This is a genomic window from Selenomonas sp. oral taxon 920, from assembly GCF_001717585.1.
Taxonomy (GTDB): domain Bacteria; phylum Bacillota; class Negativicutes; order Selenomonadales; family Selenomonadaceae; genus Centipeda.
The window spans coordinates 347501-374332 of record NZ_CP017042.1 but is presented as its reverse complement, the minus strand read 5'-3'; the positions used below and the strand labels follow the sequence as shown (position 1 = coordinate 374332).

Annotated in this window: 22 protein-coding genes, 1 tRNA gene, 2 rRNA genes and 1 riboswitch (1 of these 26 running past the window's edge); of the genes, 4 read left to right on the top strand and 21 right to left on the bottom strand. The window is 57.7% G+C overall.

The genetic code is table 11. From position 1 onward, the window contains the following. Nucleotides 1–13: 13 nt before the first annotated feature. From BCS37_RS01665 to BCS37_RS01620, 10 genes are all read right to left on the bottom strand, one after another. Nucleotides 14–709 carry a formate dehydrogenase subunit gamma gene (locus BCS37_RS01665; RefSeq protein ID WP_069179849.1) on the bottom strand — a complete coding sequence of 232 codons (696 nt, stop codon included), beginning with the start codon at nt 707–709 and terminating at the stop codon, nt 14–16. A gap of 5 nt (nt 710–714) precedes the next feature. Continuing rightward, nucleotides 715–1539 (bottom strand): 4Fe-4S dicluster domain-containing protein, encoded by an 825-nt coding sequence (locus tag BCS37_RS01660; protein ID WP_069179848.1) that lies wholly within the window; start codon nt 1537–1539, stop codon nt 715–717. A gap of 33 nt (nt 1540–1572) precedes the next feature. Further along, on the bottom strand, nt 1573–2445 hold the full coding sequence (locus BCS37_RS01655; protein ID WP_069179847.1) for a formate dehydrogenase accessory protein FdhE: 873 nt from the start codon (nt 2443–2445) through the stop codon (nt 1573–1575). An 86-nt stretch (nt 2446–2531) separates the two neighbouring features. Continuing rightward, on the bottom strand, nt 2532–5549 hold the full coding sequence (gene fdnG, locus BCS37_RS01650) for a formate dehydrogenase-N subunit alpha (protein WP_069179846.1): 3018 nt from the start codon (nt 5547–5549) through the stop codon (nt 2532–2534). 97 nt (nt 5550–5646) lie between these two features. Then, complete coding sequence (fdhD, locus tag BCS37_RS01645; protein ID WP_069179845.1) at nt 5647–6444, bottom strand: formate dehydrogenase accessory sulfurtransferase FdhD; 798 nt, start codon at nt 6442–6444, stop codon at nt 5647–5649. Between the two features lie 24 nt (nt 6445–6468). After that, nucleotides 6469–7602 (bottom strand): molybdopterin-guanine dinucleotide biosynthesis protein B, encoded by a 1134-nt coding sequence (gene mobB / locus BCS37_RS01640; protein ID WP_069179844.1) that lies wholly within the window; start codon nt 7600–7602, stop codon nt 6469–6471. Further along, nucleotides 7599–8522, bottom strand: coding sequence for an MOSC domain-containing protein (locus tag BCS37_RS01635; protein WP_069179843.1), 924 nt, complete (start codon nt 8520–8522; stop codon nt 7599–7601). Before BCS37_RS01635 ends, mobB begins: the two co-directional genes overlap by 4 nt. Before the next feature lies 1 nt (nt 8523). Beyond that, a complete protein-coding gene (gene moaA / locus BCS37_RS01630; protein ID WP_069179842.1) occupies nt 8524–9519 on the bottom strand; it encodes a GTP 3',8-cyclase MoaA in 996 nt (331 codons plus the stop codon). Nucleotides 9520–9538: 19 nt separating this feature from the next. Beyond that, complete coding sequence (locus tag BCS37_RS01625) at nt 9539–10744, bottom strand: molybdopterin molybdotransferase MoeA (protein WP_069179841.1); 1206 nt, start codon at nt 10742–10744, stop codon at nt 9539–9541. Between the two features lie 81 nt (nt 10745–10825). Next, nucleotides 10826–11854, bottom strand: coding sequence for a molybdopterin-binding protein (locus tag BCS37_RS01620; RefSeq protein WP_069179840.1), 1029 nt, complete (start codon nt 11852–11854; stop codon nt 10826–10828). A gap of 301 nt (nt 11855–12155) precedes the next feature. On the opposite strand from BCS37_RS01620, the gene moaC reads away from it, so the two are divergent. From moaC to BCS37_RS01600, 4 genes are all read left to right on the top strand, one after another. Beyond that, nucleotides 12156–12638 carry a cyclic pyranopterin monophosphate synthase MoaC gene (gene moaC / locus BCS37_RS01615; RefSeq protein WP_069179839.1) on the top strand — a complete coding sequence of 161 codons (483 nt, stop codon included), beginning with the start codon at nt 12156–12158 and terminating at the stop codon, nt 12636–12638. 19 nt (nt 12639–12657) lie between these two features. Beyond that, a riboswitch (molybdenum cofactor riboswitch) is annotated at nt 12658–12794 on the top strand. After that, nucleotides 12788–13591: a molybdate ABC transporter substrate-binding protein gene (modA, locus tag BCS37_RS01610; RefSeq protein ID WP_069179838.1), complete on the top strand. Its 804-nt coding sequence runs from the start codon at nt 12788–12790 to the stop codon at nt 13589–13591. It overlaps the preceding riboswitch by 7 nt. Continuing rightward, nucleotides 13591–14262: a molybdate ABC transporter permease subunit gene (gene modB, locus BCS37_RS01605; RefSeq protein ID WP_069179837.1), complete on the top strand. Its 672-nt coding sequence runs from the start codon at nt 13591–13593 to the stop codon at nt 14260–14262. The genes modA and modB overlap by 1 nt, the downstream gene beginning before the upstream one ends. Next, nucleotides 14259–15305 carry a sulfate/molybdate ABC transporter ATP-binding protein gene (locus BCS37_RS01600; protein WP_069179836.1) on the top strand — a complete coding sequence of 349 codons (1047 nt, stop codon included), beginning with the start codon at nt 14259–14261 and terminating at the stop codon, nt 15303–15305. The genes modB and BCS37_RS01600 overlap by 4 nt, the downstream gene beginning before the upstream one ends. A gap of 44 nt (nt 15306–15349) precedes the next feature. On the opposite strand, the gene BCS37_RS01595 is transcribed toward BCS37_RS01600, so the two are convergent. The 11 genes from BCS37_RS01595 to BCS37_RS01545 all read right to left on the bottom strand — a co-directional run. Continuing rightward, a complete protein-coding gene (locus BCS37_RS01595; RefSeq protein ID WP_083205750.1) occupies nt 15350–16030 on the bottom strand; it encodes an ABC transporter ATP-binding protein in 681 nt (226 codons plus the stop codon). Then, nucleotides 16027–17232 (bottom strand): FtsX-like permease family protein, encoded by a 1206-nt coding sequence (locus BCS37_RS01590; RefSeq protein ID WP_069179834.1) that lies wholly within the window; start codon nt 17230–17232, stop codon nt 16027–16029. The genes BCS37_RS01595 and BCS37_RS01590 overlap by 4 nt, the downstream gene beginning before the upstream one ends. After that, nucleotides 17229–17645 carry a DUF4418 family protein gene (locus tag BCS37_RS01585; RefSeq protein WP_069179833.1) on the bottom strand — a complete coding sequence of 139 codons (417 nt, stop codon included), beginning with the start codon at nt 17643–17645 and terminating at the stop codon, nt 17229–17231. Before BCS37_RS01585 ends, BCS37_RS01590 begins: the two co-directional genes overlap by 4 nt. Before the next feature lie 123 nt (nt 17646–17768). Next, nucleotides 17769–17844: transfer RNA gene (locus tag BCS37_RS01580), tRNA-Gln, on the bottom strand. Nucleotides 17845–17923: 79 nt separating this feature from the next. Next, nucleotides 17924–19321, bottom strand: a complete 1398-nt coding sequence (gene scfB / locus BCS37_RS01575; RefSeq protein WP_069179832.1) for a thioether cross-link-forming SCIFF peptide maturase — start codon at nt 19319–19321, stop codon at nt 17924–17926. Nucleotides 19322–19483: 162 nt separating this feature from the next. Further along, on the bottom strand, nt 19484–19621 hold the full coding sequence (gene scfA / locus BCS37_RS01570) for a six-cysteine ranthipeptide SCIFF (RefSeq protein WP_006691237.1): 138 nt from the start codon (nt 19619–19621) through the stop codon (nt 19484–19486). A gap of 54 nt (nt 19622–19675) precedes the next feature. Further along, a complete protein-coding gene (gene murA / locus BCS37_RS01565) occupies nt 19676–20971 on the bottom strand; it encodes a UDP-N-acetylglucosamine 1-carboxyvinyltransferase (RefSeq protein WP_069179831.1) in 1296 nt (431 codons plus the stop codon). Between the two features lie 11 nt (nt 20972–20982). Beyond that, entirely contained in the window at nt 20983–22929 is a 1947-nt protein-coding gene (locus tag BCS37_RS01560; protein ID WP_237142740.1) for a SpoIVB peptidase S55 domain-containing protein, read from the bottom strand. A 165-nt stretch (nt 22930–23094) separates the two neighbouring features. Further along, nucleotides 23095–24435: an MFS transporter gene (locus BCS37_RS01555; protein ID WP_069179829.1), complete on the bottom strand. Its 1341-nt coding sequence runs from the start codon at nt 24433–24435 to the stop codon at nt 23095–23097. 206 nt (nt 24436–24641) lie between these two features. Next, nucleotides 24642–24758, bottom strand: a 5S ribosomal RNA gene (gene rrf / locus BCS37_RS01550). A 415-nt stretch (nt 24759–25173) separates the two neighbouring features. After that, nucleotides 25174–26832 (bottom strand): 23S ribosomal RNA (locus tag BCS37_RS01545); it runs 1410 nt beyond the window's last position.

Below are 26832 nucleotides of genomic sequence, written 5' to 3'. Positions count from 1 at the left end.
CAACGGAACGGAATCAGTGATGATCCTCTTTTTCTGCCTGTTCGATCTCCTCGCGGGTGACAACCCCCTGTGCGATGAGTTCGTTCACCCACGCGCCATGGTGATGCGCCGCGTAGGAAGCCTTGATCGTACCGTCCTTCATGCCGTGCAGGGAGTCCGGATTGACCCCCGCCGCAAGATAGATGTGTCCGAGTGCCGCAGCAAAGCAGACCGCAGCCGCGATGCTGTGTACGGGGATGGCAAGTGCCGTGATGGTCGCGGGCAGGATGCTGTCGCCCATCCAGAGAATCACGCCCGAGAGGGCAATGACGAGGGCGAGCGCAAGCTGAAGCGCGATGTTCATCTTCTCACCGCCGTTGTAGAAGCCCTGCGGCGGCATATGGGGATCCTTGCCCATCAGCTCGATCGGGAACTTCTGCATGAACTCCATATCCTTCTGCCCAAAGCGGAAGACTTCCTTGATCATCGTCAGATAGCCCTCACGCGCGATGAAGAAGCCGATGATTGGAGTTGCGATAAAGATGACACCGAACACGCGGTGTGCATACATGAGCGTCTTATCACCAAAGATGTCGTACATGAAGCGGAAGGTGTCCGCATACAGCGGCAGCGCCGTGAGGAAGAGCATGAAGAACGCAAATGCGTTCAGCCAGTGACAGAGCGCAAATGTCTTCTGATGGCGCGGAACAAATTTCTTGTTGATCAGCATTGTGCTCACCCCTTCTCCTGTTCCTTCGCCGCACTCTTGGCGCTCGATTTAACCATCTTGCTGAGCACCATAGCGCCGACGATACCGGCAGCAGCGCCGCCGATGGCAAGTTTCGTAAAGGTGCGGCCTGCCTTCCAGAGGTCGATCGAGAGCGGCGTAACGGGATTTGCCGGCAGACCGAACACCTCCGGTTTGTCGGGCAGGACGTAGATCATATGCGTGCCGCCGACCCCCTCGGGACAGTAGATGTTCGCGTTCGGATGGTTCGGTTGGATCATCGCGAGGCGCTCCGCCGCGAGCTGCTTCATCTCCTCGATCGTGCCGAACTCAAGCGCGTGTGCCGTGCAGGTCTTGGCGCACGAGGGCTTCAGGATCTCCCCCGTTGTCTCATAGCCGTGCGCGATGCGGTCGTAGCAGAGATCACATTTCGTAGACTTATGACGGATCTCGTCAATCTTGGGAATGTGCCACGGGCAGTTGTGCTCGCAGTAGTGGCAGCCGACACATTTTTCCTCATTGATAACGACAGTGCCGTTCTCGTTGCGGTCGATGGCGTTCTCGGGACAGCCCTTCGCGCAGGCGGGATCGCCGCAGTGGAAGCAGTTCTTCTTGAAGAAGTCCCAGTGGAACTTCCCCTTGTCGTCAACACGCTCTTTCATTTCGATGAGCGTATAGACACGAGAGCTGAGATCCTTGTGCGACTGGTATTCGCCCTCGAACGGCGTATCCATATCAGGCGGCAGGTCGTGCCACTGTTTGCATGCCACCATGCAGCCGCGGCACGCAGTGCAGCGCGACATATCATGCAGCATTGCAATTTCCTGTGTCATGACGTTCGCTCCTCTCCTTATCTTAGTACCTGTTTATTCCAGTATCGGGTTGCCCTTTTTATGAAGTCCCTTCTCCTCGGCGAGGAGATCAAGGTGGACGCTCGCCCAGTCCTGACGATAGATCGCGTCGGCATCGCTGCCGTCCACGGGACCGCGATAGGTCTTGATATAGCTGTTGCATTCGTCACAAATATCAAGACGCATCAGATCGCTGTCCGTCGGTTCGAGCATATGCATCTTCTCCAGATCCGTATTGCCGCAGTAGACGCAGCCAATGCGGGCATAGAGCCAACGCGTGCCGCAGCCGCCGCAGACGAGATCGCGCGTGCGCCCTTGGCGGTGCTTGCGAAGATCTGCGATCACAGGCCGCCGTCCACAGACGGGGCAGAAGTTCTCACGGAAACGCGGTTTGTCCCGATCGGGATTCCACCCGTCCGGATCCTTCAGCTCTGCGGGTACAAGTGCCGCAATCATACGCCAGATCGTACTGCGCAGAAAGCCCTCGTTGAGCACGTGCTGTTCGCACAATGCCGCAAATGCCTCCTTATCCTGCGTGAGTACAGCGATGATGAACTCTTCCTTTGCCGCCTTGCGCAGTTTCTTCAGCACGGCGAGATACTCACGTGCCGATTCCTGCATGAGCGGCGGAACATCCGCCTCCGCGATGCGGGCGAACACTGCCTCCTGCATAAGGTAGACCGCACGCACCATGCGGCGGCGATAGGTCTCCTGCTGCAGGATGGGCAGCTTCTCTGCCAGTGTCTTCGTGACAGCGCGCTTCGGCAGCTGGATGGGCTCCGGCTTGCCGACCGCCTCATCGACGAGACGGTGAATGCGCTCTGCCTCCGCGAGAAACGGGTACTTCTTGAGAAAGCGCTTCATCGGATCTGTTTTTTTCGGTTTCATAAAAGGGGTCTCCCCGTCTTTTCAGACGTTATTCCTATTGTTTTTCTGTGCGGTCATGTCCCATGCGGTTCATGCCGCAGGGGGAGTTACAACCGTTCGACGTTGGCAAGGCAGGCCTTGAATTCCTGCTCCTGCACGTTCGGATCGAGCGCGTCGATGGTGAGGTAGTTTGTCGAGGGACCCTTCGAGAGCCCCTTGAATCCCCAGTTGTAGGGCATCCAGATCATGTGCGTGAGCTTGCCGTTGACCATGAGCGGCTGTGCACGCTTCGTGACCATCGCCTTGACATCCACGCTGCCGCGTGCCGTGCTGACGCGGACGAGGTCTCCCTTACGAATCCCAAGCTTCACTGCAAGCTGCTCGGACATCTCGACGAACGGTTCCTTAACCAGCTCGTTGAGGTACGGGATGTGGCGCGTGATCGTACCCGAGCACCAGTGCTCCGTGAGACTCGAGGAGCAGAGGACATACGGATACTCGTCCGGCGTGCCGATCTTCTGGTACTTCGGTACGCGCGGATAGATTACACACGGGTTAAACTCGGTCTTCTGTCCCTCGTTCATCACGTTCTTTGTCGGGCTTTCGACCGGCTCATAGAACTCGGGCATGGGACCGTCTACAGGAACATAGGAGTGATCGCGCGTCTCTCCGTTCTCCACATCGCTGTATTCGGCGGCAAAGAGACGGGCAATGCCCTCGGCATTCATGCGGAATGGCTTCTGACCGCCGGGCGTATTCGGCCCCTGTGTGCGGTCGGCAACGTCGGGAACGTCGTAGCCGTCCCACATCCCCTTTGCTTCATCCCACCAGACGAGTGCCTGACCGGGACGAACCGGCTTGCCGTTCTCGTCGCAGGAGGCACGGTTGTAAAGCATATGGATGTTGTCCGGCCAGACCCATGCAAAGTTCGGGTAGATCCCCATGTCGCCGTGGTCTTCCTGCCCGCGGCGCTTTGCCATGTGCACACCGTCGCCGTAAACGCCCGTAAAGATCCACATGCCAGCCATCGTCGTGCCGTCGTCGCGGATCTCGCGGATGCCGCGCAGGAGATGCCCATCCTTCAGATCGTAGCCGTTGCACTCCTTCATGATGTTCTCGACATAGGTCTGTCCATCGTCCGGATCGCCGTAGTTCCATGTGAGAAGCTTGACTGTATTGTCCTTTGGATCCGTGGAGTCCTTGTAGAGTTCCACGATGCGCTTCCAGAGCTTGTCAATGATCCAGTAGTCAGGACGCGAGTCATTGGCGGGATCCGGCCCCTTCATGCGCCACTGAATCATGCGCATGGAGTTCGTCATCGTACCGTTGCGCTCAAGGTAGGAGGCAGCCGGCATAAAGATGACCTCCGTCTTGATGTCCGCCGGATTATCGCCGGGGCGCTCCCAGAACGCCGCTGTCTCGTTGATGAAGACATCCTGTACGATGAGTGTTTCGAGGTTTTTAAGCCCCTCGTTGACCACCGTAAGGTTTGCATTCGTCATCTGGGGATTCTGTCCGCAGACGTAGATGCACTTGACAATACCCTCGATCGCCTTTTCGAACATGACATAGAGTGAGTCGTTGTGCGTGCCGTTGCGGATCGGCAGGGCGTTGAACATATAGTCATTCGACGCATTTGCCGCATCACCAAACCATGCCTTGAGCAGGTTCTTCAGGAATTTCGCCTTGAACGTGCCGTTGTGGTGTGTCCACTTCGCGAGCGTATCGTCCGTGTGCGTCGGATACGGCAGATATGCCGGATAGTACTGGAACATAATGCCGTAGTCCGTCGAGGACTGCACGTTCGGCTGTCCGCGCATTGCGTCAATGCCGCCGCCCGAGACACCGATGTTGCCCATGAGCAGCTGGATGATCGTGAAGCAGCGGATATTCTCCACGCCGATCGTATGCTGGCACATGCCGAGCGCGTACATCATGACGGTAGGCGTGATCGTCGAGAAGAGCTCCGCTGCCTTCTTGATATCCGCCACGGGCATACCTGTGATCGCCGATGCCTTCTCGAACGTGTAGCGCGAGAAATGACGTGCAAGGTGATCCATGACCGTGCCGGGGGTTGCAAGCGTGAGTGCCTTCATCGGTTTGCCGTTGCTGTCGAGCTTGTAGCCCCACGACTCCTTGTTGTACGTGCGCGTCTTCTCGTTGTATCCGGAGAAGATGCCCGCATCGAAGTCAAAGTCATCACGCAGGACACAGAACGCGTTCGTGTTGCGGCGCAGATAGTCGATATCGTATTTCTTGTTCTGAATAATATAATTGATAAGGGCTCCGAGGAAGGCGATATCTGTGCCGGGACGAAGCTGGAAGAAATGATCTGCCACGCGCGAGGTACGGGTATAACGTACATCGACATGAACGATGATGGCACCGTTGTCCTTTGCCTCCATGACGTTCTTCATACCCATCGGGTGACACTCCGCCATGTTCGACCCTTCGATCCAAACCATCTTCGCATGCTTGATGTTGTACCACGAGCCGTTCATCGCACCGCGCCCGAACGCCGCACTGAGTGCCGGCGGGGTGGTGGCATGGCAGACACGCGTCTGGTTGTCGAGTTTGACAACGCCGAGACCGCGCACCATCTTAATCAGCTGGTAGCACTCCTCGTTGTTGACCTGCGAACCGCCAATCAGTCCGATGGCATCCGTACGGTTGCTCATGAACTTGTAGCCGTTCGCCTCATCCTGACCGACCCAGTTCTCATCGCGCGCCTTCTTGATGGCGCGTGCTGCGCGATCAATCGCCTCTTCCCAGCTGATCTCCTCCCAGTGGTCACTGCCGGGCGCACGGTACATCGGACACTTCGGACGCTCTGCCGAGTTCGGGATGTGACCGTAGCCAACGCCCTTCGGGCAGAGGCCCCCGCGGTTGACAGGATGGTCCGCCGCACCTTCGAGGTTGATCAGCTTGCCGTCCTTGACATAGCCGAGCGTACCGCAGCCGCAGGCGCAGAAGTGGCAGACGGAGGTAAATTCGCGACCGCCCGTCAGCTTGTACTCTTTCGCCGCCGCCTCGACTTTGCCGACGTCCAGACCGAGACTCGCGAGTGCCAGCCCGACGCCGCTTAGCCCGGTGGCTTTCAAAAAGTCACGTCTGCTAAGGTTCATCGTGATTCTCCTTTCATATCGGCGGAAATCCGCCGACAGGCTCTCCTAAACCTTAATTAACATATCTATGAAAAACGGGGAAATCCCCTGTTTTCACCTAAAGTACAATGCGCTCGGGGTTCGCGTATACACAGAACGAACCGGGCGCCATACGCGCACACAGCGTAATGCCGAGTTTGCGTGCGACATCGAGCGAGAGGGTGGTCGGTACGGACTTCGCCGCAACCGCCCCGATGCCCATGCGCCCAAGCTTCAGCATCATCTCCGAGGAGCAGCGTCCGCTGAAGACGATGATTTTATCGGTAATCTCCACGTGATTTTTGAGTGCCCAGCCATAGAGTTTGTCAAAGACGTTGTGACGGCCGACATCCTCACGGAAGACGAGGATTTTCTTGTTCTCCTGATCGTAAATGACCCCGCTGTGTACGCCGTTCGTCGTGTCATGCGTCTTGGAAAGGTGTGCGAGCAGCTCATCCGCCGTCGCAAGAATATCCGACGCATGAAAACGTACGTCACGTGGACGCTCGAATATCTCCTCGGGGCGCAGTTTCAAAATTTTGCGTGCTGAGAAGTAACGGGGATTCTTGACGGCTTCTTCTGCCCAACGCTGCGCGTCCTCCGTTGTTTTGACCGAAGCGCTGAGGTGCTCTGCATCCACAGTCAGCTCCGTGATGTCGTCATACGTGCGGATGCGCCCCATCTGGGCGAGCATCCCGATGACAAGATCCTCGAAGTCAACGGGCGAGCAGAACGCCGTGGTGAAGTTCTCCCCGTTGAGGTCAATGTCGAAGTAGACCTCCTCGGAAGTATATTTATGATCGGGGACGAACGTATTCTTCTCCGATACATAGCGGGTTACGGGTACATCGATAAAGTCACTGCGCTGAATTTCCATTTCCCAGTCTTTCCATTCCAATCATTACATTGTCAAAAACATTGTACCGTCTGCGCCGTAGAGTGGCCGTCCCATCAGAAAGAGCGCAAGGCGCACGGCGGTATCCATATCGTCGAGACCAAAGGTCAAAATATCTGTTTCTGCGGTACGTCCTTTTGTAACGTATGCGACCACGCGCTCATCCAGCTCCGGTATCCCCATCCCGCGGTCCAGCATGAATGTCGGCAGAACACCATGCGCGCGGCTCTCTAAGATATATAGTTCTACACTATGGGTATCTATTTTCGCGATAAGATTCTGAAAATCCTTCCGTATCTTTGTTTTTTGTTGGATAAAATATCCTGTGGGCGAGCTGACTGCAACCGCCTCTGCACCCGCCGCCGTAAAACGTGCCGTATCCTTTCCCTCCGTGTCGAGGTCAAATCCGTGGCTGTCACTCTTGATGACCGCCGTACGTACGCCGCGCTGTGCGAGGAGTGGAATGAGCTTTTCAATAAATGTCGTCTTGCCCGTGCCTGAGGCAGGTGCGGCAACTGAGAGGACGGGCTTTGTCCGCTGCTCGTTCGCGAGCCGCCCCTGCGCAAGCCGATAGGCGGCGGGCGTGTTCACGTTGAACAGCAGCCCCGCATCCACCGTAAACGGAACTTCACGCACGGCGAGCTCCCTGAGGATGATGCCGAGCTTGCGGTCACCGCGTGCAATCGCTGCCGCAAATACCGCGCCCGCATCCCGTCGGTAGAGTGCCGCAAGCGGCTGCCAGTAATCGCTGAGGGTCGGCAGTACTGCCTGCGTATCGCCCTCTGCGTGCGGCAGGAGTGCCCGTACCAGCTCGAAATCGTAAAAGGGCATATCTGCCGAGAGAACGAGTGACCACTCCGTCTCCGCTGCCGACAGACCTGCTGCAATCGCCGCTGCAGGTCCCTGTGCAGGGATTTCATCCGTGACGAGAATCGCTCCGAACTCGGCGGCAAGCGTCGTGAGCTCTTCCTGCGCCCCCTCTGCCGCGAGGACAATGCTGCGAAAGCCCGCCGCACGTCCCTTGCGGAGCGTGCGCGCAAGCAGGGACTCACCGTCCAGCGGCAGAAAGCGCTTGTCCTGCCCCATGCGTGTACTCTTGCCACCCGCCGCCACGATGAGTGTCAGATCGGAGAGATTCATCGTGCGCACTCGCCCGTATCGCCCCGCAGAATCTCCACGCCGTGCTGCAGCTGCGGCAGGATGAACGAGAGACACTCGCGCACCGCTTTCTCGCTGCCCGGCAGATTGACGATGAGCGAGCGTTTCCGAATGCCTGCCGCCGCACGCGTGAGCATGGCACGCGGCGTCACCTGCATGGAGAACGCACGCATCGCCTCAGGGATACCCGGGGTCTCACGTTCGATGACCTCACGCGTTGCCTCGGGGGTCACGTCGCGCACAGAGAAGCCCGTGCCGCCCGTCGTGAGGATCAGGCCCACGCCGCGCTCCGCCCAGAGCTCCATCTCGCGCACAAGCTGCTCCTTCTCATCGGGGACGATGTTGAAGCCCGCGACATGGTACCCCGCCTCGGTCAGCATCTCTCGAATCGCCGCACCGCTCTTATCCTCGCGTTCACCACGCGAGCCCTTATCGCTTGCTGTAATCACAGCGGCATCGAGCGGAATCTTCTCCGTCGTGATCTCCATTTTGTCCCCGACCGTCACCCAGCCGCCATGCAGAACGCGTGCAAATACCCCCTCGCGCGGCATGATGCAGTCGCCGACCTGATGGTAGATTTGACAGTGGCTGTGACACTCCTTGCCGATCTGCGTGATCTCGAGAAAAACATCCCCGACGCGCAGCCGCGTGCCGATAGGAAGCTCCTTAAAATGAAAGCCGTCCGCAACGACATTCTCACCAAACGCCCCGAAATCCACATCCGCGCCGCGCGCGCGGAAGTCGTCGATCTCGCCAAGTCCGAGAAGGCTCACCTGACGATGCCAGTCGCCCGCATGAGCATCGCCGTCGATGCCGAACTCCGTCATAAAGAAGACGCGATCCATCGCATGCTTCTGCGTCCCGCGCTTCTCACTGATGCAGAGCGCCCGAATCTCTCCCATATTAACCCCCTACCTGATACATGGCGCGACGATCACGCGTCTCCGTGTCCATCTCGAAATAATGTTCCTCTGGCTTCTTCCAGACGGCGTGCGCGATTGCATCCGCCAGCTGTGCATCCGTCGCTCCGCCGCGCAGCAGCGAGCGTGTATCGAGACCCGCATTGCTGTAAAGGCAGAGCTTCAAGAACCCCTCTGCCGTCAGACGCACGCGGTTGCACGTATCACAAAATTTATGCTCCATTGCGTCGATAAAACCGAGCGCCCCACGGAATCCGGCGGGCTGTACGTACGTGGCGGGCCCCTTCGGAACAGCGCGTCCGTGCGTCGCCTCACCGACGGGCAGGAGTGCACCAAACGCCGCTTTGAGCCGTGCACGCACCTCATCCATCGGTACGCCGCGATATCCCTCCGTGCGGGCACAACCGATCGGCATGAGCTCGATAAAACGCATCTTAATCGCATGATCACGTGCAAGTGATGCGAGTGCCGTGATCTCATCGTCGTTCACGCCCGCAATCGGCACACAGTTCATCTTGATATCGAGCTGCGTCTCGCGCGTCAGGCGTTCCAGAGTCTCCATGACCGCACCGAACATTGGGCGCCGCGTAATGGAGAAGAACTTGCCCCCGTCGAGCGTATCGAGGCTGAGGTTTACCGCATCCAGTCCCGCGTCCAAGAGCTCGTCCATCATCGCACCGAGCAGGACACCGTTCGTCGTGATCGCAACCGTCTCAATGCCCGGTGTCTCCTTCAGCCCGCGCACGAGATGTACAATGTCGCGGCGCACAAGCGGCTCGCCGCCCGTCAGACGCACCTTGCGAATCCCCACCCCCGCAAGTGCACGCACGTTCCGCAGGATCTCCTCATAGGTGAGCACATCCGCGTGCGCCATCTTCTTCACGCCGTGTGCAGGCATGCAGTAGCGACAGCGGAGATTGCAGCAGTCCGTCACCGAAATGCGCAGATATTCAATTTTCCTCTGAAACTGATCCTGCATAATAGCCTTCTATCTAAAACTAAAGGATTACAACCTCTACCTCTGCACCTGCCGCAAGCGGCTTTGTCCCCGCCGGCACGTCCACGAACGCATCACAGCCCGCCGCCGAAAAGAGCGAGCCGGACTCGTGCTGATCAGGCAGCGAGATGCGCCCGTCCGCCTCGATCCGTGCACGCAGGAACCGCCGACCGAGGCACGCCTTTGGAAATGCGTCGGCGAGCACCGCACGCCGACGGGGGCGCGTGACCTCCGTCTCACCCGCAAGATGCGCCAGTGCCGCACGCGCCATCAGCTCGAACGTCGCGTATGCAGCGAACGGATTGCCCGAGAGCGCAATGCCGAGCATCTTCCCGCGCGTATAGGCAATCGCGGGCGCACCCGGCTTCATGCAGACGCGCCAGAAGAGGCGCTCCGCACCGAGCGCAGGCACAACACCATGCATGATGTCCTTCTTGCCGACGGACACGCCGCCCGAGGTCAGAAAGAGATCCACCTTGTCCGCGTAGGAGGCAATCACCGATGCTGCCCGCTCCACATCATCCGGCACAGAGCCGACAACCGTCACCTCTGCACCGAGCTCCTTCAGGCGCCCTGCGAGCAGGTAAAGGTTGCTGTTGTAGATCTTGCCGGGACGAAGAGACTCGCCCGGTTGGAGCAGTTCATCGCCCGTACTGGCGACAGCGACGCGCACGCGCCGACGGACAAGAACGTCGCCATAGCCCTCACTTGCGAGCACCGCCAGATGCGCCGCGCGGATGCACTGCCCCTGCCGAATGAGGACAGTTCCCTTCTTGATGTCCTCGCCCGCATAACAGTAGTTCTCGTACGGCTCAGACGTGAACGGAACGTGAATTTGCTCCCCGTCCTCGCGTACATCCTCCTGCCGCACCACACAGTCGCAGCCCTTTGGAATCGCGCCGCCCGTCATGATGCGGACGCATTCGCCCGCACCGACAACCCCATCGAAGAAATCACCAGCGCACTCCTCGCCGACGACGCGCAGCGTAACGGGATTCTCCGCCGAGGCGCCACGCGTACTTGCCGCAGCGAACGTATAGCCGTCGAGCGGCGAACGGTCGAACGGCGGGTTGTCAAACCCCGCACGCACGTCCTCCGCCGCGACACGTCCCACAGCATCCAGCAGGGGAACGCGCTCCGTTTCCGCAACCGGTGTTGTATGTGCAAGCAGCACCTCTACTGCCTGTTCGAGTTCGATGTCCTGCATCGTAGCCGCCCCCTCCCTGATGTTCATACACGTATCTTTATACAAAATATTCGTCTCTATGTCTGTGCGGAATATCACATCTCACTTTCCGAACGGACACACGGGATAGTGGCACACCTTGCACTCCATGCAGAGTCCGCCGATGCCGAGGCGCGTGATTTCGCGCCTCGTCCACTCACTGCCCGCAATCACGCGCGGCATGATGATATCAAAGATCGTCGCGGGCGAGTACATGACGCAGCCCGGCAGCCCCATGATCGGTACGCTGCGCCCGTCCTTCTCGTAGTAGGCGAGCAGGAACATCGCACCCGGCAGCACGGGTGCGCCGTACGTCACCACGCGTGCCCCCGTCGCACGAATCGCGGCGGGCGTGCGGTCGTCGGGATCGACACTCATGCCGCCTGTACAGAGTACCATGTCCATGCCAAGGGCAAGCAGTTCCTCAATCGCCGCACGCGTATGCTCCGTCCCGTCATCTGAGAGACGATGCTCGTCTACCTGTAGTCCGAACGCGCGCAGTTTGCTGTCAATGACGGGCGTAAAGGTGTCCTTGATGCGTCCGTGAAAGACCTCCGAGCCCGTCGTCACAACGCCGACCTTCATCTTTCGATAGGGAAGAATGCGCAGCAGCGGCTCGGAACCTGCCGTCTCACGCACCTTTTCCATAGTGCTCTTATCAATGACGAGCGGAATCACGCGCATCCCTGCGAGCTTCGTCCCCGCCTTTACGGGATAGTGCTGCGCGATCGTCGCGATCATCACATCCGTGATATCGTTCACCGCATTGAGTGCATCCTCGCGCACCTCGAACACGCCGTCCACTGTCGATGTCAGCTCGATCTTGCCTTCCTTCGGCTCGCTCGCCGTCATGTAGTCGCTCCGGCAGAGGTCACGCAGAATCACTGCCGCATCGTTCTCGTGCAGCATATTCTCGTCGTCCTCCCAGACGTAGATATGCTCCTTGCCAATGCGCAGCAGCACCTCGACATCCTCCGCGCGGATCACATCGCCCTTGCGGAATCGCGCTCCCTTGCGCTCCCCCCGCACGATCTCCGTAATGTCGTGGCAGAGCATCATCCCTACTGCGTCCTGAACGCGAACCTCCCGCATAGTCCCTCCCGTTCCATCGATATGTATTTTTGAAAATACATAGTATATAATACACATTCGCGATCAAACAAGAATAGTTTTGCGACGAATTAATCTTTCTCTAAAAACCATTCTCATTTATACATTCTTCTTATTGATTATACCACATAAAATAAATTTTCTCTATGATTTTTCGTAAATGAGAAAGGTTTTTTGCGCCCTTTGTCCCTCTTTTCTGTAACAGAAGATTGCGCGCAAACGATTGATTTTCAATGCAAGGTACGCTATGATTAAAACATTCGGTCAGAAAGGAGGAATACACATGCCGAACGCAGGACTGACGCACTTCGATGAGGGCGGCGCCGCGATCATGGTAGATGTCAGCGGCAAGGAGAAGACGCACCGCGAGGCGATTGCAAGCGGACGCATCTATGTGAGCGATGCGGTCTATGCCGCCATCGAGGGAGGCACTGCGGCGAAGGGCGATGTACTCGGCGTTGCACGCATCGCAGGGATCATGGCGGCAAAGCGCACATCGGACACCATCCCGCTCTGCCACCCGCTGCCGCTCGCCAAATGCACGCTCGACTTCGCGCTTGAGGAGATTCCGCGCCGCGCCGTACGTGCGACTGCGACTGTAAAGGTCACAGGCGAGACGGGGGTCGAGATGGAGGCACTGCACGCTGTGAGCGTTGCACTCCTCACAATCTACGATATGTGCAAGGCAATTGACAAGCGCATGGAGATCGGAGACATTCATCTCGAGCGCAAGTCCGGCGGCAAGAGCGGCACATTTGTCCGCTGATTCGGGGAAAGGTCAGCTTTTCCAACACACACTCCGAGCAAGGATTATCTAAGGCAAATTTGCTACGACGCCTTGCCTGACGGATTCCGTCACGGGGTACGACTTGGAAACGGTCGTGCCTACTCTATTTTGTAAAGGAGAATACTACCATGAAACTTAGGAACTTACTTACGGCAGGTCTCACCGCCATGGCACTCTTCACCGCTGGCTGCGTGGGCGGCGGCGACAGTGCAAACAAGATGGACACGCCGAAGGAGGGTCCCATCGAGCTGCAGGTCTCGGCGGCGGCGAGCCTCACAGACGCGATGAAGGAACTTGGCGGAATGTACGAGAAGGAGCACGGAAATACGAAGCTCGTCTTCAACTTCGGCAGCAGCGGTGCACTCCAGCAGGCGATCGAGAACGGCGGCGCCGCCGATGTCTTTGTCTCCGCTGCACAGAAACAGATGAATGCACTCGACGAGAAGAAACTCCTAGCGGACGGCACGCGCGTCGATCTGCTCATCAACGACGTGGTGCTGATTACGGCGAAGGACAGCAAGCTGAACCTCCCCGACTTCAAGGCAGTGCTTGACCCGCAGGTCGCACACATCGCGCTCGGTGAACCGAAGGGCGTACCCGTCGGACAGTACAGTGAGGAAGTCTTTACAAAGCTCGGCATCCTCGATGATGTCAAAGCGCGCGCCGTCTACGGCTCGGATGTCCGTCAAGTGCTCGCGTGGGTCGAGACGGGCGATGCGGACTGCGGCGTTGTCTACGCAACCGATGCCGCCATCTCGGATAAGGTAAAGGTCGCCGCCGTTGCTCCTGCCGATACACATAAACCTATCGTCTACCCCGCCGCCGTCCTCAAGGATGCGAAGAACATGAACGAAGCAAAGGATTTCCTCGCGTTCCTCCAGACGGACGCTGCGAAGAAAGTCTTTGAGAAATACGGCTTCAAAGTGAAATAATGACGGACGAAACGCTATCCCCGCTCATCATCTCGCTTGAGGTCGCGGGTCTTGCGACGGTCATCACCTTCTTCGTCGGCATTGCTCTAGCCTACGGTGTCCTGCAGATCCGCAGCCGCCTCGCGGGCACGATCGCCGACGCCGTGATTACCCTGCCGCTCGTTCTGCCGCCGACCGTCGTCGGATTCTTCCTCCTGCTCTTCTTCGGAAAGCGCAGTACGATTGGAAGTTTCCTCCTGTCAATCGACCTGCCGCTCGTCTTTACTTGGCGCGCGGCGGTCATCGCGGCGGTCATCGTGAGCCTCCCGCTCATGTACCGCACGGCACGCGGTGCATTCGAGGCGATTGACCAGAGCATGATCCACGCGGCGCAGACACTCAGCGTCAACAACTGGCGCATCTTCTGGCGTATCATTCTGCCGAATGCACGGCACGGCATCCTCGCGGGGCTCGTCCTCTCGTTTGCCCGCGCACTCGGTGAGTTCGGCGCAACCATCATGTTCGCGGGCAATATTCCGGGACGTACGCAGACCATGTCCACTGCCATCTATGCGGCGGTACAGGCGAACGACTACAACCTCGCCTTTCGCTGGGCGATCATCATCTCCCTGTTCTCACTCTTCTTTATCGGAGCGATGAACCTGTACCTCAAACGGGAGGTGCGTGAATGAAGCTCGTCGTCAACATCAAAAAACGCCTGCGTGACTTCACTCTTGCGGCAAACTTTACGCTCACGGACACGACCCTCGCCCTCCTCGGCGCATCGGGCAGCGGCAAGAGCATGACGCTCAAGTGCATCGCGGGGCTCGAGCGTCCCGACTGCGGACAGATTGTCCTGAACGAGCGCATCCTCTTTGACAGTGAAAAGGGCATCAACCTCCCGCCGCAGGCGCGGAACGTCGGCTACCTCTTTCAGAACTACGCCCTCTTTCCGAACATGACCGTACGCGAGAACATCATCTTTGCGCTGGACGGCACGCGTGAGGAAAAGGAGCGTATCTTCAAAGAGAACGTCGCACGGTTCTCGCTGGAAGGGCTGGAAAACGCCTATCCTGCGGGGCTCTCGGGCGGACAGCAGCAGCGCGTCGCCTTCGCACGTATCCTCGCACGCGGCGCGGATGTGCTGCTCCTCGACGAGCCGCTCTCCGCGCTCGACACTCACCTCAAGTGGCAGATCGAGCTTGCACTGCGCGAAATCCTCGCCATGCAGGACATCTCGGCGATCCTCGTCACACATGACCGCGACGAGGCATTCCGTATCGCACAGGAGATCGCGACCGTCGATCGTGGGCAGCTCACGCCGCCGACGGATAAGCACGAACTCTTTCGAAATCCCGGCACGCGTGCCGCGACCACACTCACGGGCTGCAAGAACATCTCTGCCGCTCACCGTGTAGACGAGCACCACGTCGAGGCGATCGACTGGGGCATCACGCTCCGCGTCGCAAATGCGGCGACGGACGTGCGCCACATCGCCGTCCGCGCGCACTATCTTGTGCTTGCGTCAGAGAACGATGTGGATGCGCTCCCTGCACACATCGCCGAGGTCATCGAGAGCACCTTTACCTACATCGTCATGCTGCGCTTTGCAGATGGAGCGATGCCCATCCGCTGGGAAATCGACAAAGCAACGTGGCACGCGCACGAAGGCGGCATCGGCGATATATTGTATTTCAACTTCCCCGTCGAGGAGCTTATGCTTCTGAGGGACTAAAGTGCAAAAATCCCGAACAGTGATTCGTCACCGTTCGGGATTTCTTATGCGATTTTTTCCAACTTCCCCGCCGTCATTGTATAGCAGGTATCGGCGTAGTTTCGCGCTTCACTCTCGTGCGTGACGAGAAGGACGGCAGTGCCCGCATCTGCCGTCTCACGCAGGAGACGGAGGACGCTCTGCGTATTCTCCTCATCGAGATCGCCCGTCGGCTCGTCCGTGAGCAGAATTCCGGGCTGCATCACGAGCGCCCGTGCAATCGTCACGCGCCTGAGTTCCCCGCCCGAGAGTTCCGACGGAGTGACCGATGCGAGCTTACGGATCCCGAGACGTTCCATCAGTTCATCCGCACGCAGAGCAAATTTTTCTGCCTCGCCCGCAAGCAGTGCGGGCAGCAGGATATTCTCGCGCACCGAGAGCGCGGCGAGCGACATCAGACGCTGCGGAACGATGCCGATGCAGCGGCTGCGCAGACGGGTACGTGCGTCCTCCCCCATCGTATAGAGATCCACATCATCCACGAGCACGCGCCCCGTCACGGGCTTCATCAGTCCCCCAAGGATATGGAGCAGCGTACTCTTGCCGCTGCCCGAGCGTCCCGTCACCACTGTGAGAGCCCCCGCTGAAAGGCGGAAATCCGTCTCCTGCACCGCTATGAAATAGCCATCCTTTGCACTATAGCGCAAAAAGTCCTGACTGATTTTCTCCGCACGAAGTTCCATCATCCATCCTCCCGCAGCATCTCACTGATCTGCGTATTCGTCACGCGCCCCACCGTCCACGCTGCTGAGAGAGTTCCCGACAGGATCGCCACAGCGAGTGTATTCACGGCGAGCATTGCAATCGTTCCGACATCCGGCAGGAGATAGGGACGCATCAACCCCTCCTTCATGAGTCCGGCAAACGGCAGCAGGACAAGCGCGCCGATGGCGATACCTGCCGCTCCGCCTGCCGCCGAGGTAATGACCGCCTCCGTCAGCATCAATCGCAGCAAGAAGGAGCGTGTTGCGCCCGCGATGCGCAGGATCAGGAACTCACGCCGCCGCTCCCGCGCCGACAGATGGAATCCGATGCCGAGAACGACAACGGCAATGACCCAAACAAATACAATCAGGACACCGACCGTTTCGAGAATGCCGCCGAGCCCCGCCTCCACATGATGCACCATCCCATGCGCTGGCTTTGCTGAGAGCGCAGGATACATCTGGTTGATGGCAGCCGCGAGCCCATCGGGCGTGAACCCCTCCGCTGTTCGAATCATCACGGCAGAGACGGCATTTCCCGTGGGAATCCCTTGGAAATAATCGAAGTCAAGCGATGCCGCATTAGCCATCATCGCACGCATCGTCTCCATATTCGTATAGACTGCCGTATCCATCCCCGTTCCTGTCGGACTCAGCCGCCCGACCACGCGGCATGGCGTGTTGTAAAATGTCAGCATCGCATCCGCGGGAACCGATATCCCGCTGCCGACGAGGATGTCCCCGAAGCCCATCTCCGCAGCACGGCTCTCCTGCATCCATGGGCGAATCGTGAAATCGGTCGCGGGGTCAAAGCCGATCAGCTGCACCGCCACCGAGCAGCACCCCGCATGCGCCGAGGCGAGAAAAAACTGTGGTGTTGCCTGGGCGACTCCCGCCATTCCGCGCAGTTCATCCAGATAACGCGCCTCCATATAGAAATGTGCAGGCACGCCCTGTACAAGCACGCCCTCGAGCGCCTGTGCCTCTCCTGCCTCCTTCGGCAGTACCACAACATCTGCCCCAAGCCGCTGCTGAAAACGCATGAGCCCCCCTTGAAGTCCGAGCAGCACCTCGGAGCCGCCGAAGATCACGAGTGCGAGAATTGATACCAGCACTGCAAGTGCGGCGAAGCGCGTCGTATTCCTGCGGAAGGTGCGCATAGCAAGCAGATATGCGAAGTTCATCCGTTCTCCCCTTTTTGATAGACATAAATATCAGCAGCAGCAAGCAGCACGTTCAGCAGCGAGAGTACCGTCACCGCCGGCTCCATCACCGTATGGCAGTGCATCGTCTCCATCATGCAGAGATCGATGAGATGATCCGGCACAGCGAATGCCAATACAGAGACCGGAATCACGGCAAGTGAGAGTCCAATCTTGACCTGTGTGCGCGGAATGACAAGGTGCATGACTGCAATCGCGAGCAGTGCCGCCGCAATCCCAATGAGTGCCTGCCCCGCCCAGTGACATGTCATCCACGAGCCGTCGGGGCGCGCCTCACAGGGCGCAAATACTGTCTGTATGCCGACAAAGAAGATAAGATTCAGCACGAGCAGCAGTACGTCCGTGATGCCGCATCTGCGTTTCTTTTCGTTCATGGTAACAACTCCTTCGATGAGATTAATCGTCTCCATATCGTAGCAAAATTAAGAATAGTTTTCAATGATTTTTTCAACAAATACAAAAGGAGCCGCAAATAATTGCGGCTCCGAATTTACGAATGGCAGGGGTAGCTGGACTCGAACCAACGCATGCGGGATTCAGAATCCCGTGCCTTACCAACTTGGCGATACCCCTGTGTCGCTCTCAGCAACATGGGCAATTATAGCGGATATGCCCCGCCTTGTCAAGGAAATTTTTAACGTTCACAAATAAATCACGCCCGCTTGCGCATTTCCTCCTGTGTCTCCTCCTCCGCCTCCTGTTCGAGCGCAAGCACCGCCTGTACGAGGATGGCGCACTCAAGGCGCTTCTTCTGAATCTCACAGCCCAGCTCGTACGGATGCCGGATATCCCCGTGAAAGAGATCCGCGTTCGCATGACAGCCGCCGCTGCAGTAAAACCGCGCCCAGCAGTCACGGCAGAGAGGTTTATTCAGCACATGCGAGTTGCGGAAATACGTCGGAAGCTCCATGCTCTCCACACCCGTAAAGACCGAGCCAAGCCGGTAGCCCTCACGTCCGACGAACTGATGGCACGGATAGAGGTCGCCGTTCTCCGCGACAGCATAGTACTCATGCCCCGCGCCGCAGCCCGCAAGCCGCTTTGCAACGCACGGGCCGTGATTCAGATCCATATTGAAGTGGAAGAAAAAGAACCCCTTGCCCGCGCGCACGCGGCTGAGATACGTTTCGGTCAGATGATCGTACTCGGCGAAGATACGCGGCAGATCTTCCTCCGTAAAGCCGAGCGGACTGTCCTTGAGCACGACCGGCTCCATCGAGAGGATGTCAAAGCCCGCCTCGTTCATCGCGAGCACGTCCTTCGTAAAGTCCAGATTCTCACGTGTATATGTGCCACGCAGGTAGTAGTCGTTCCCATGGCGCGCATCGACGAGCTTCTTGAAGTTTCTCATCACGACATCATATGAGCCGTTGCCGCGCACATCGGGACGCATGGCATCGTGCACCTCGCGCCGCCCATCCGAGGAAAGTACAACCGAGATGTTGTTGTCGTTCAGCCACGCGATATTCTTATCTGAGAGGAGCATGCCGTTTGTCGTGAGCGTCAGCTTGAACTCCTTTCCCGTCTCCTGCTCACGCCTGCGGACGTACGCCGTGACCTCCTTCACTGTGCCGAGATTCATGAGCGGCTCACCGCCGAAAAAGTCGATCTCGCAGTGCTTCCGCGGGCCGCAGCCATTGATGATGAAGTCCACCGCCGCACGTCCGACCTCGGGGCTCATGACGGCGCGGTGTCCGCCGTAGCTGCCGCCGTCGCCGAAGCAGTACTTGCAGCGCAGATTGCAGTCCTGCGCCACCATCAGACAGAGGGACTTGACAAGACCGCGCGACTTGAACGTCGGCGGCACATCTATATCGGGAGCAAAGAGTGCGCCCGCCGCCATCAGCTCATGGAGCTCGCCGCACGCCTCACGCAGATCTGCCTCAGAATAGCGTCCCGCAAGGTGCGCGACCACCGCCTCGTCGTTTGTCCCGTCGAAGTCATCCATCATATCATAAATCATCTCGTCAATTACATGGACAGCACCGCTGTTCACATCAACAAGGATATGCATACCGTTCTGTTTGAACTTATGCGTTCGGACTTTCATTTCTTCTCCTTCGTAAACACTCTTGGAAATGCAGTACGCCTAAGCAAGCCCTAGTGGAACAAGCAGGAAAACGCAGCTAAGCGTCTGCGTAGTGTATGCATGACAAAATACACAGAAAAAGCCCCTCTCGCAAGCGAGAAGGGCTGCGCCGATTCCCCCGTCTTACTTCGCGCAGGGCTGGTTGCCCACCGTGCAGGAAGTCTTGCAGGCAGACTGGCAGGACGCCTGACATTCACCGCAGCCGCCCGTGTAGAGCGTGGACTGCATCGTCGGCTTATTGACCGTCTTGATATGCTTCATGACTCATTCCTCCTCAATCGGTCTTGTCTTTCAATTCTATCGCATAAATCCTATTTATGCAAGTGATTTTTCATCCTCGTTCCATTCCGCCTCAACGCGGCTGATGTCCGCACCGAGTGCAACGAGCTTTGCCACGAGATCATCGTATCCGCGGTCAATGTGATGGATGTAGCCGACGCGCGTCTCGCCGTCTGCCACGAGACCTGCAAGCACCATCGCGGCACCCGCACGCAGATCCGTCGCACGCACGGCAGCACCCGTCAGGCGCTGTCCGCCCTCGACCGTCGCCGTCCGCCCGTCTACACGGATCTGCGCCCCCATGCGCACGAGCTCCTCAACGTGCATAAAGCGGTTCTCGAACACCGTCTCCGTCACAACACTCGTTCCCTCCGCAAGGGTAAGCAGTGCCATGAACTGCGCCTGCATATCCGTTGGAAAGCCGGGATACGGCATTGTTTTTAGGTCGATTGCCTTCATCTTCCCATCCGCACGCACGCGGATGCCTGCGATGTCCTCCTCGATCTGTGCCCCCGCCTCTGTGAGCTTTGCCACAACAGGCTTCAGGTGCTCGCTGATCGCATTTTCGATAAAGACATCTCCGCCTGTCATCGCCGCGGCAACCATGTATGTCCCCGCCTCGATGCGGTCAGGGATGATTGTATAGTCCGCCGCCGAAAGCTGCGGCACACCGTCAATCTTGATCTGATTCGTTCCCGCGCCGCGGATGTGCGCCCCCATAACGTTCAGATAGTTTGCGAGATCGACGATCTCCGGCTCGAGCGCGGGATTCTCGAGGATCGTCTGCCCCTCAGCACAGGATGCCGCCATCATCACGTTCTCCGTCGCTCCCACGCTCGGGAAGTCGAAATAGATTCGCGCGCCCTTCAGCCCGTTCGGCGCAGAGGCGTGAATCGCGCCTTGTGTGATCTCAATGTTTGCGCCCAGTGCCTCAAACCCCTTCAAATGCAGGTCAATAGGACGCGTCCCGATCGCGCAGCCGCCCGGCAGAGAGATCTCTGCGCGCCCCTCTCGCGCAAGCAGGGGGCCCATGATGAGAAACGAGGCGCGCATCTTGCGTACCAGCTCATAGGGCGCTGCAAGTGTCTCGATCTTCGACGCGTCGATCGTCAGCCGATGCTCTGCAGCAGAGTAGTCCGCCTTCACCCCGAGCGAGCGCAGTACCGAGGAGATTGTATAGACATCCTCGAGTGCCGGTACATCGTCGAGCACACTCACCCCCCGACTGCCGAGAAGTGCCGCCGCGATGATCGGCAGCACTGCGTTTTTCGCTCCACCGATTTTCACGCGGCCGCGCAGTGGATTGCCCCCGTGAATCACCAGTTGTTCCATTCGTCGTTCCCCTATTCCTCTACCTTTAGCGTTGCGTGTATCACATTCTCAATCACATATGGTGCGAAGAACTTCTCTTTCTCTTCCTTCTTCTTCGGATCGGCGAGAAGGGTCACGCGCTTCTCCGGCTCATTCTGTGCCGCGTGCGCCGATGCCTTTGCCGCCGCCTTCATGCGCTTTTTCATCTCCTTCTCGGAGGTCGGTGCAGGAGCGGCGCCCGGAGCAATGATGATCTCGTTGTTCTGTCCCTGTTCCGCGAGCTCACGCAGACGGTCGCTCGTCGACTTGAACTTCTCCTCATCGTCGGGCACCTCAAGGCCTGCCTGTGCAAGAAGCATCAGCGGATTCACAGGCACAAAGCCGCCTCCACGGATATCGAGGTTCAGCGTCCCCGCCGGCTGCGCCTTTGGTACCTTGTAAGGAATGGAGAGCGTCTCCTCCGCCTTCCGATAGGGACGGATCGTTGTCTTGAACGTCACCGTCTCACCGGGTTTCACCGTCATCTTGTCCGGCGTTGCCGAGACGAGGAGTGCCGTCTTCCGCTCGCCGTCCAGCTCCACATCCACATTGACATCAATGACATCGGACTCCTTCTCTGAGTTCGTCACGATCAGATTCACCGCCTGCAGGAGTTCTGCCACGGCGACCTGACCGACATCCGCCGCACTGTAATACATATTGCGGCGCTCGAAAATACCGCCCTCATAGGCATTCGTCCGAATGGCAAAGCGGATGCGTGCCGTGCTGCTCCCGAGCGAATCCGCGACACGGCTCATCGCCGCATAGGCGACACTGCCCGAGAGAATCGGCAGGAAGTCCTCATCGTACGCAATCTGCGCACCAAACGTCTCATCTTTGCCGAGTGCATTGTCCTTGATATGGATCTGCACCGGCACCGCCGTCGGGAACGTTCCGAGTACCCCCGCGACCCCCGTCTCACGATCCTGATTGACACGCCCGATCACACTGCCAATGTTCGCGATCTTCACGCCGTTGCTCTGCCCCGCAATCGTCCCGATGACATCAGCATCCGTCATGAAATAGTTGACATTTCCCTTGTGCATGAACGAATGACCAAACGCGACGACCTTTTTGCCATCCACTGCCGTCACCGTGCCTGTCGCACCGATGCTGAAATCCCCGTAGACGAGCGCCACACCGACGGGCTGACCGCCCGTGAGCGTCGCATCATAGCGTGTGTGCAGCTTGGAACTTGCGCCAAAACCGCCGAGCGGCAGGAAGGAGGCTCCATTCATTGGAAGGTTGTTCTGCAAATAGCGCAGCCCCGCAGCGTTAAAGCCCTGCGTAAAGAAATATGCCTTCTCCTCCGCCGCATTTCCAGACTTGGCTTCCGTATCCTCGGAGGCGCTGTCCGTATGTGCGGCAGCAGAAGACGCCTCCGCTGCCGCAGACGTGTCGGAGTTCGTCGCAGTGTCCTCCGTGTCCTCCGTCTTCTCCCCCTTCAGTACCGCGATCATATCGCGCCACTCCGCTTCGCGCTCGGCGCGCGACATCTTCGCGAATTCCTTCTCACGCTCGCGCAGACGGCGTTTCTCCTCCGCCTTCTTGCGCTCCTCAAGCTCCTTTACAATATCGACCGTATCAATATTCGTCTGATTCTTCGTGTCCGGCATCGACCAGATTGGCGTCATGTCCTCGATCGGCGTGATGAAGAACGTATAGGGGCTGAGATCCTTCAGACCTGCAGCAAGCGCACCAACAAGACGACCATCCACATAGATCGGGCTGCCGCTCATCCCCTGAAGCACACCGCCGACCTGTTCGATGAGATCGCCGCTCGTCCGTGCCATGATCATGCGCTGTGAGCCCTTGCCGCCCTCCATCGCGCCGAGGATTTCAACGGGAAATGTGCGAATCTCTCCCGAGGTATCAAGCACCGTATATGCCGTTCCCTGCATGCCCGCTATCACCTCGCTGTACGGAAGGATCGGCGGCATCGCATGAATCTCCGGCGTATGAAAATTTATTGCCAACGCAAAAAGAGACGCCGCTGCAAGACGTTTCAAACAATATCGCAAAATGTCACCTCAAAAAAATGTGCTACAATAGAGTTTATCCGCTCCATTGTAGCACAGTCAAGAAATTTTCGCTAGTTTTTTCCGTCAGCCGAGTGAATGCTCCAATTCCTCGAGCGTCTGCTGTTTGCTCTCACGCCCGAGAAGAATAACCGCCCCCGAGATCAGTGCGAAGACCGCCGCGAACATCATAAAGATGCCGCTCATCGGGAATGCATGCGCGAGCATCACGCCTACAAGCATCGGCGCAATCATGCCGCCGATGCGCCCGAAGCCCGCCGCCCAGCCGCTGCCGAGCGCACGCATCGACGTCGGATACTGCTCCGGCGTATAGGTGTAGATCACGCCCCATGCTCCGAGGTTGAAGAAGCTCATCGCCGCACCCCAGACAAGGAGTGCCGTGACATCGCCCGCATTGCCGAAGAAATAGCTGCACACACCGCTCAGAAGCAGAAACAGCCCAAGCGTATAACGCCGCCCGATCACATCCACCAAGTACGCCGCCGCATAGTAGCCCGGCAGCTGTGCGAGCGTCATGATGAGCACATACTCGAACGTCTTTACAATCTCGAATCCCTGTGCATACACAATTGACGGCAGCCACATAAAGATCCCGTAGTAGCTGAACACAATGCCGAACCACGCAAGCCAGAGCATCGTTGTACGGCGTCGCATTCCCTTTGCCCAAAGGGTCATAAAGCCCGGTGTCTCCACACGCTCCGCCTGTACTCTGCCCGGTGCAAGCTGATCGAGGAACGGACGCTCCGGCATCTTCAGCTGGTGTTCGATGTCACGGATAATCGCTTTTGCCTCATCCACACGCCCCTTTGAGAGCAGATAGCGAATCGACTCCGGCATATGCAGACGCAGGAGGAACACATAGAGTGCAGGAAGCGCACCAATGAGGAAGGCAGCCTGCCACCCAAAGACGGGAATCAGGAGATAGGCGATGCACGCCGCCGCGAGCCAGCCTAGTCCCCAGAAGCTCTCAAGGAGAACAATGAAGCGGCCGCGCAGCTTTGCAGGTGCATACTCGCTCATCAGTGTCGCCGCAACAGGCAGCTCTCCGCCCAAACCAAAGCCCACAAGGAAGCGGAACACAAGCAGCGACTCATAGCTCCACGCCACAGCACACAATCCTGTCGAGATACTATAGAGCAAAACCGTGATCGTGAACACCTGCTTGCGCCCAATGCGGTCTGCAATCGTTCCCGCAAGCACCGCACCGAGTGCCATGCCGATGAGACCGATCGACCCGATCCATCCCGCCTGCGCCGGCGTGAGACTCCACTCCCGTGCAAGCACCGGCAGGACAAACGCAATCAGTCCCGTATCCATTGCATCAAACAGCCAGCCAAGGCCCGTCACAGCAAGCAGCTTGTACTGGAATCTGCCAAGCGGCAGATTCTCCAACCGATCCAAAATCATGAAACAGCCTCCTTCATGGCGTGCCGTCAAGAAATCGCTGATAAAATGAATTTATCAGTGCTTTCCATGTGTACCGCCGCCTCATCAGAGAAAGAACGAAACATTCCCTATTATAGTCAAACTATAATGAAAATGCAAGAAGATACGTCACATGTTTGAAGCAATCGAAAGAAAAAAGACCCGTGAAAGCTCACGAGTCTTTGATTGTGCGGCAACTACCTACTCTCCCACGTCGTCTCCAACGAAGTACCCTCGGCCTTTGAACGCTTAACTACTGTGTTCGGAATGGGAACAGGTGGAACCGTTCAGGCATCATCACCGCATTACTGACTTGTTCCAAGAGCAAAGCCCATCAGGGCGTATGCGATTGGCTCAACAAGTCGTACGCATAAGTGTCCCAAGAGTCAAGTCCATAAGGACACAGACGATTGGCTGACACTACCTGCGCTCTATAGAGTAAACTGTCGTTCACTCAAAACTTCACAGAAGAAACTTCAAGCAAATTGTATTTGTAGGCTTGTACCTTTGAGTTACTGTCGACATTGACTGCGTCAACGTCGACTAAGTGACTCACACAAAACTGCTCGTTCGCTTTCGCTCACGCAGTTTTGGTTCGCTACTTAGCGGTCAACGTCATCCAATCACACTTCGCTGTCGCTCGTGTTCTTGGGACGTTTTCGCATACGACCTGTTTCCCGTTCAGCTTCATCCTACGGATTCGCTTCTCGGACAGGTCAGTAAGTCAAGCCCTCGACCGATTAGTGCTGGTCAGCTGCACACATTGCTGTGCTTCCACATCCAGCCTATCTACCTTGTCTTCTTCAAGGGGTCTTACTTCCTCATAGGAATGAGATACTTCATCTCGGGACGGGCTTCACGCTTAGATGCTTTCAGCGTTTATCCCTTCCGGACGCAGCTACCCGGCCGTGCCCTTGGCAGGACAACCGGTACACCGTTGGTCCGTCCACTCCGGTCCTCTCGTACTAGGAGCAGCCTCCCTCATGTATCTTACGCCCGCGATGGATATGGACCGAACTGTCTCACGACGTTCTGAACCCAGCTCACGTACCACTTTAATGGGCGAACAGCCCAACCCTTGGGACCTGCTTCAGCCCCAGGATGTGATGAGCCGACATCGAGGTGCCAAACCTCCCCGTCGATATGGACTCTTGGGAGAGATTAGCCTGTTATCCCCAGGGTAGCTTTTATCCGTTGAGCGATGGCAATTCCACTCTCTTTCCACCGGATCACTAAGCCCTACTTTCGTACCTGCTCGACCCGTCAGTCTCGCAGTCAAGCTCCCTTCTGCCTTTATGCTCTTCGCGCGATTTCTGTCCGCGCTGAGGGAACCTTTGGACGCCTCCGTTGCTCTTTCGGAGGCGACCGCCCCAGTCAAACTGCCCGCCTGGTACTGTCCCGAACACTGTTAATGTTCCGGTTAGATCCTTAGCATATGAAGGCCGGTATCCCAACGGTGACTCCTCCTACTCTAGCGAGTAGGTCTCCCAGTCTCCCGGCTATCCTGTACGTCATATGCCAAAGACCAATGCCAAGCTGCAGTAAAGCTCCATGGGGTCTTTCTGTCCAGTCGCGGGTAACCTGCATCTTCACAGGTATTTCAATTTCACCGGGTCCCTCGTTGAGACAGTGCCCAAATCGTTACGCCTTTCGTGCGGGTCGGAACTTACCCGACAAGGAATTTCGCTACCTTAGGACCGTTATAGTTACGGCCGCCGTTTACAGGGGCTTCAGTTCGCTGCTTCATCTCTAGGACTAACAACTCTCCTTAACCTTCCTGCACCGGGCAGGCGTCAGCACCTATACTTCAGCTTGCGCTTTCGCAGGCACCTGTGTTTGTGGTAAACAGTCGCTTGGGCCTCTTTTCTGCCGCCGCCAACAGCTCCGGTGGTAAACACCTTCACCATCAACGGCCATCCTTTTCCCGAAGTTACGGATGCATTTTGCCGAGTTCCTTAACGAGGGTTTTCCCGCGCACCTTAGGATTCTCTCCCCGCCTACCTGTGTCGGTTTTGGTACGGGCAGACGTCTTCTCGTTAGAAGCTTTTCTTGGCAGTGTAGTGCAGCTGAATTCAGATTGACCGTAGTCTTTCCTATCTATCGGTTCTCGGCCTTATAGTATGGGGATTTGCCTCCATACAAGCCTACCGCCTTCGACGTGCTCTTCCAATCGCACGCTCAGCTTCCTTCCTGCGTCACTCCATCCTCAAACGAAGACGCCCGGTACTGGAATTTTCGCCAGTTGTCCATCGCCTATGCTTTTCGCCTCGGCTTAGGTCCCGACTTACCCTGGGGCGACGAGCGTTGCCCAGGATCCCTTAGGCTTTCGGTGGACAGGATTCTCACCTGTCGTTTCGCTACTCATACCGGCATTCTCAC

Bases quoted from the DNA above. Each gene is read 5' to 3' on its own strand.
- BCS37_RS01665 (WP_069179849.1), bottom strand. From the start codon at position 709: ATGCTGATCAACAAGAAATTTGTTCCGCGCCATCAGAAGACATTTGCG.
- BCS37_RS01660 (WP_069179848.1), bottom strand. From the start codon at position 1,539: ATGACACAGGAAATTGCAATGCTGCATGATATGTCGCGCTGCACTGCG.
- BCS37_RS01655 (WP_069179847.1), bottom strand. From the start codon at position 2,445: ATGAAACCGAAAAAAACAGATCCGATGAAGCGCTTTCTCAAGAAGTAC.
- fdnG (WP_069179846.1), bottom strand. From the start codon at position 5,549: ATGAACCTTAGCAGACGTGACTTTTTGAAAGCCACCGGGCTAAGCGGC.
- fdhD (WP_069179845.1), bottom strand. From the start codon at position 6,444: ATGGAAATTCAGCGCAGTGACTTTATCGATGTACCCGTAACCCGCTAT.
- mobB (WP_069179844.1), bottom strand. From the start codon at position 7,602: ATGAATCTCTCCGATCTGACACTCATCGTGGCGGCGGGTGGCAAGAGT.
- BCS37_RS01635 (WP_069179843.1), bottom strand. From the start codon at position 8,522: ATGGGAGAGATTCGGGCGCTCTGCATCAGTGAGAAGCGCGGGACGCAG.
- moaA (WP_069179842.1), bottom strand. From the start codon at position 9,519: ATGCAGGATCAGTTTCAGAGGAAAATTGAATATCTGCGCATTTCGGTG.
- BCS37_RS01625 (WP_069179841.1), bottom strand. From the start codon at position 10,744: ATGCAGGACATCGAACTCGAACAGGCAGTAGAGGTGCTGCTTGCACAT.
- BCS37_RS01620 (WP_069179840.1), bottom strand. From the start codon at position 11,854: ATGCGGGAGGTTCGCGTTCAGGACGCAGTAGGGATGATGCTCTGCCAC.
- moaC (WP_069179839.1), top strand. From the start codon at position 12,156: ATGCCGAACGCAGGACTGACGCACTTCGATGAGGGCGGCGCCGCGATC.
- modA (WP_069179838.1), top strand. From the start codon at position 12,788: ATGAAACTTAGGAACTTACTTACGGCAGGTCTCACCGCCATGGCACTC.
- modB (WP_069179837.1), top strand. From the start codon at position 13,591: ATGACGGACGAAACGCTATCCCCGCTCATCATCTCGCTTGAGGTCGCG.
- BCS37_RS01600 (WP_069179836.1), top strand. From the start codon at position 14,259: ATGAAGCTCGTCGTCAACATCAAAAAACGCCTGCGTGACTTCACTCTT.
- BCS37_RS01595 (WP_083205750.1), bottom strand. From the start codon at position 16,030: ATGATGGAACTTCGTGCGGAGAAAATCAGTCAGGACTTTTTGCGCTAT.
- BCS37_RS01590 (WP_069179834.1), bottom strand. From the start codon at position 17,232: ATGAACTTCGCATATCTGCTTGCTATGCGCACCTTCCGCAGGAATACG.
- BCS37_RS01585 (WP_069179833.1), bottom strand. From the start codon at position 17,645: ATGAACGAAAAGAAACGCAGATGCGGCATCACGGACGTACTGCTGCTC.
- scfB (WP_069179832.1), bottom strand. From the start codon at position 19,321: ATGAAAGTCCGAACGCATAAGTTCAAACAGAACGGTATGCATATCCTT.
- scfA (WP_006691237.1), bottom strand. From the start codon at position 19,621: ATGAAGCATATCAAGACGGTCAATAAGCCGACGATGCAGTCCACGCTC.
- murA (WP_069179831.1), bottom strand. From the start codon at position 20,971: ATGGAACAACTGGTGATTCACGGGGGCAATCCACTGCGCGGCCGCGTG.
- BCS37_RS01560 (WP_237142740.1), bottom strand. From the start codon at position 22,929: ATGCCGCCGATCCTTCCGTACAGCGAGGTGATAGCGGGCATGCAGGGA.
- BCS37_RS01555 (WP_069179829.1), bottom strand. From the start codon at position 24,435: ATGATTTTGGATCGGTTGGAGAATCTGCCGCTTGGCAGATTCCAGTAC.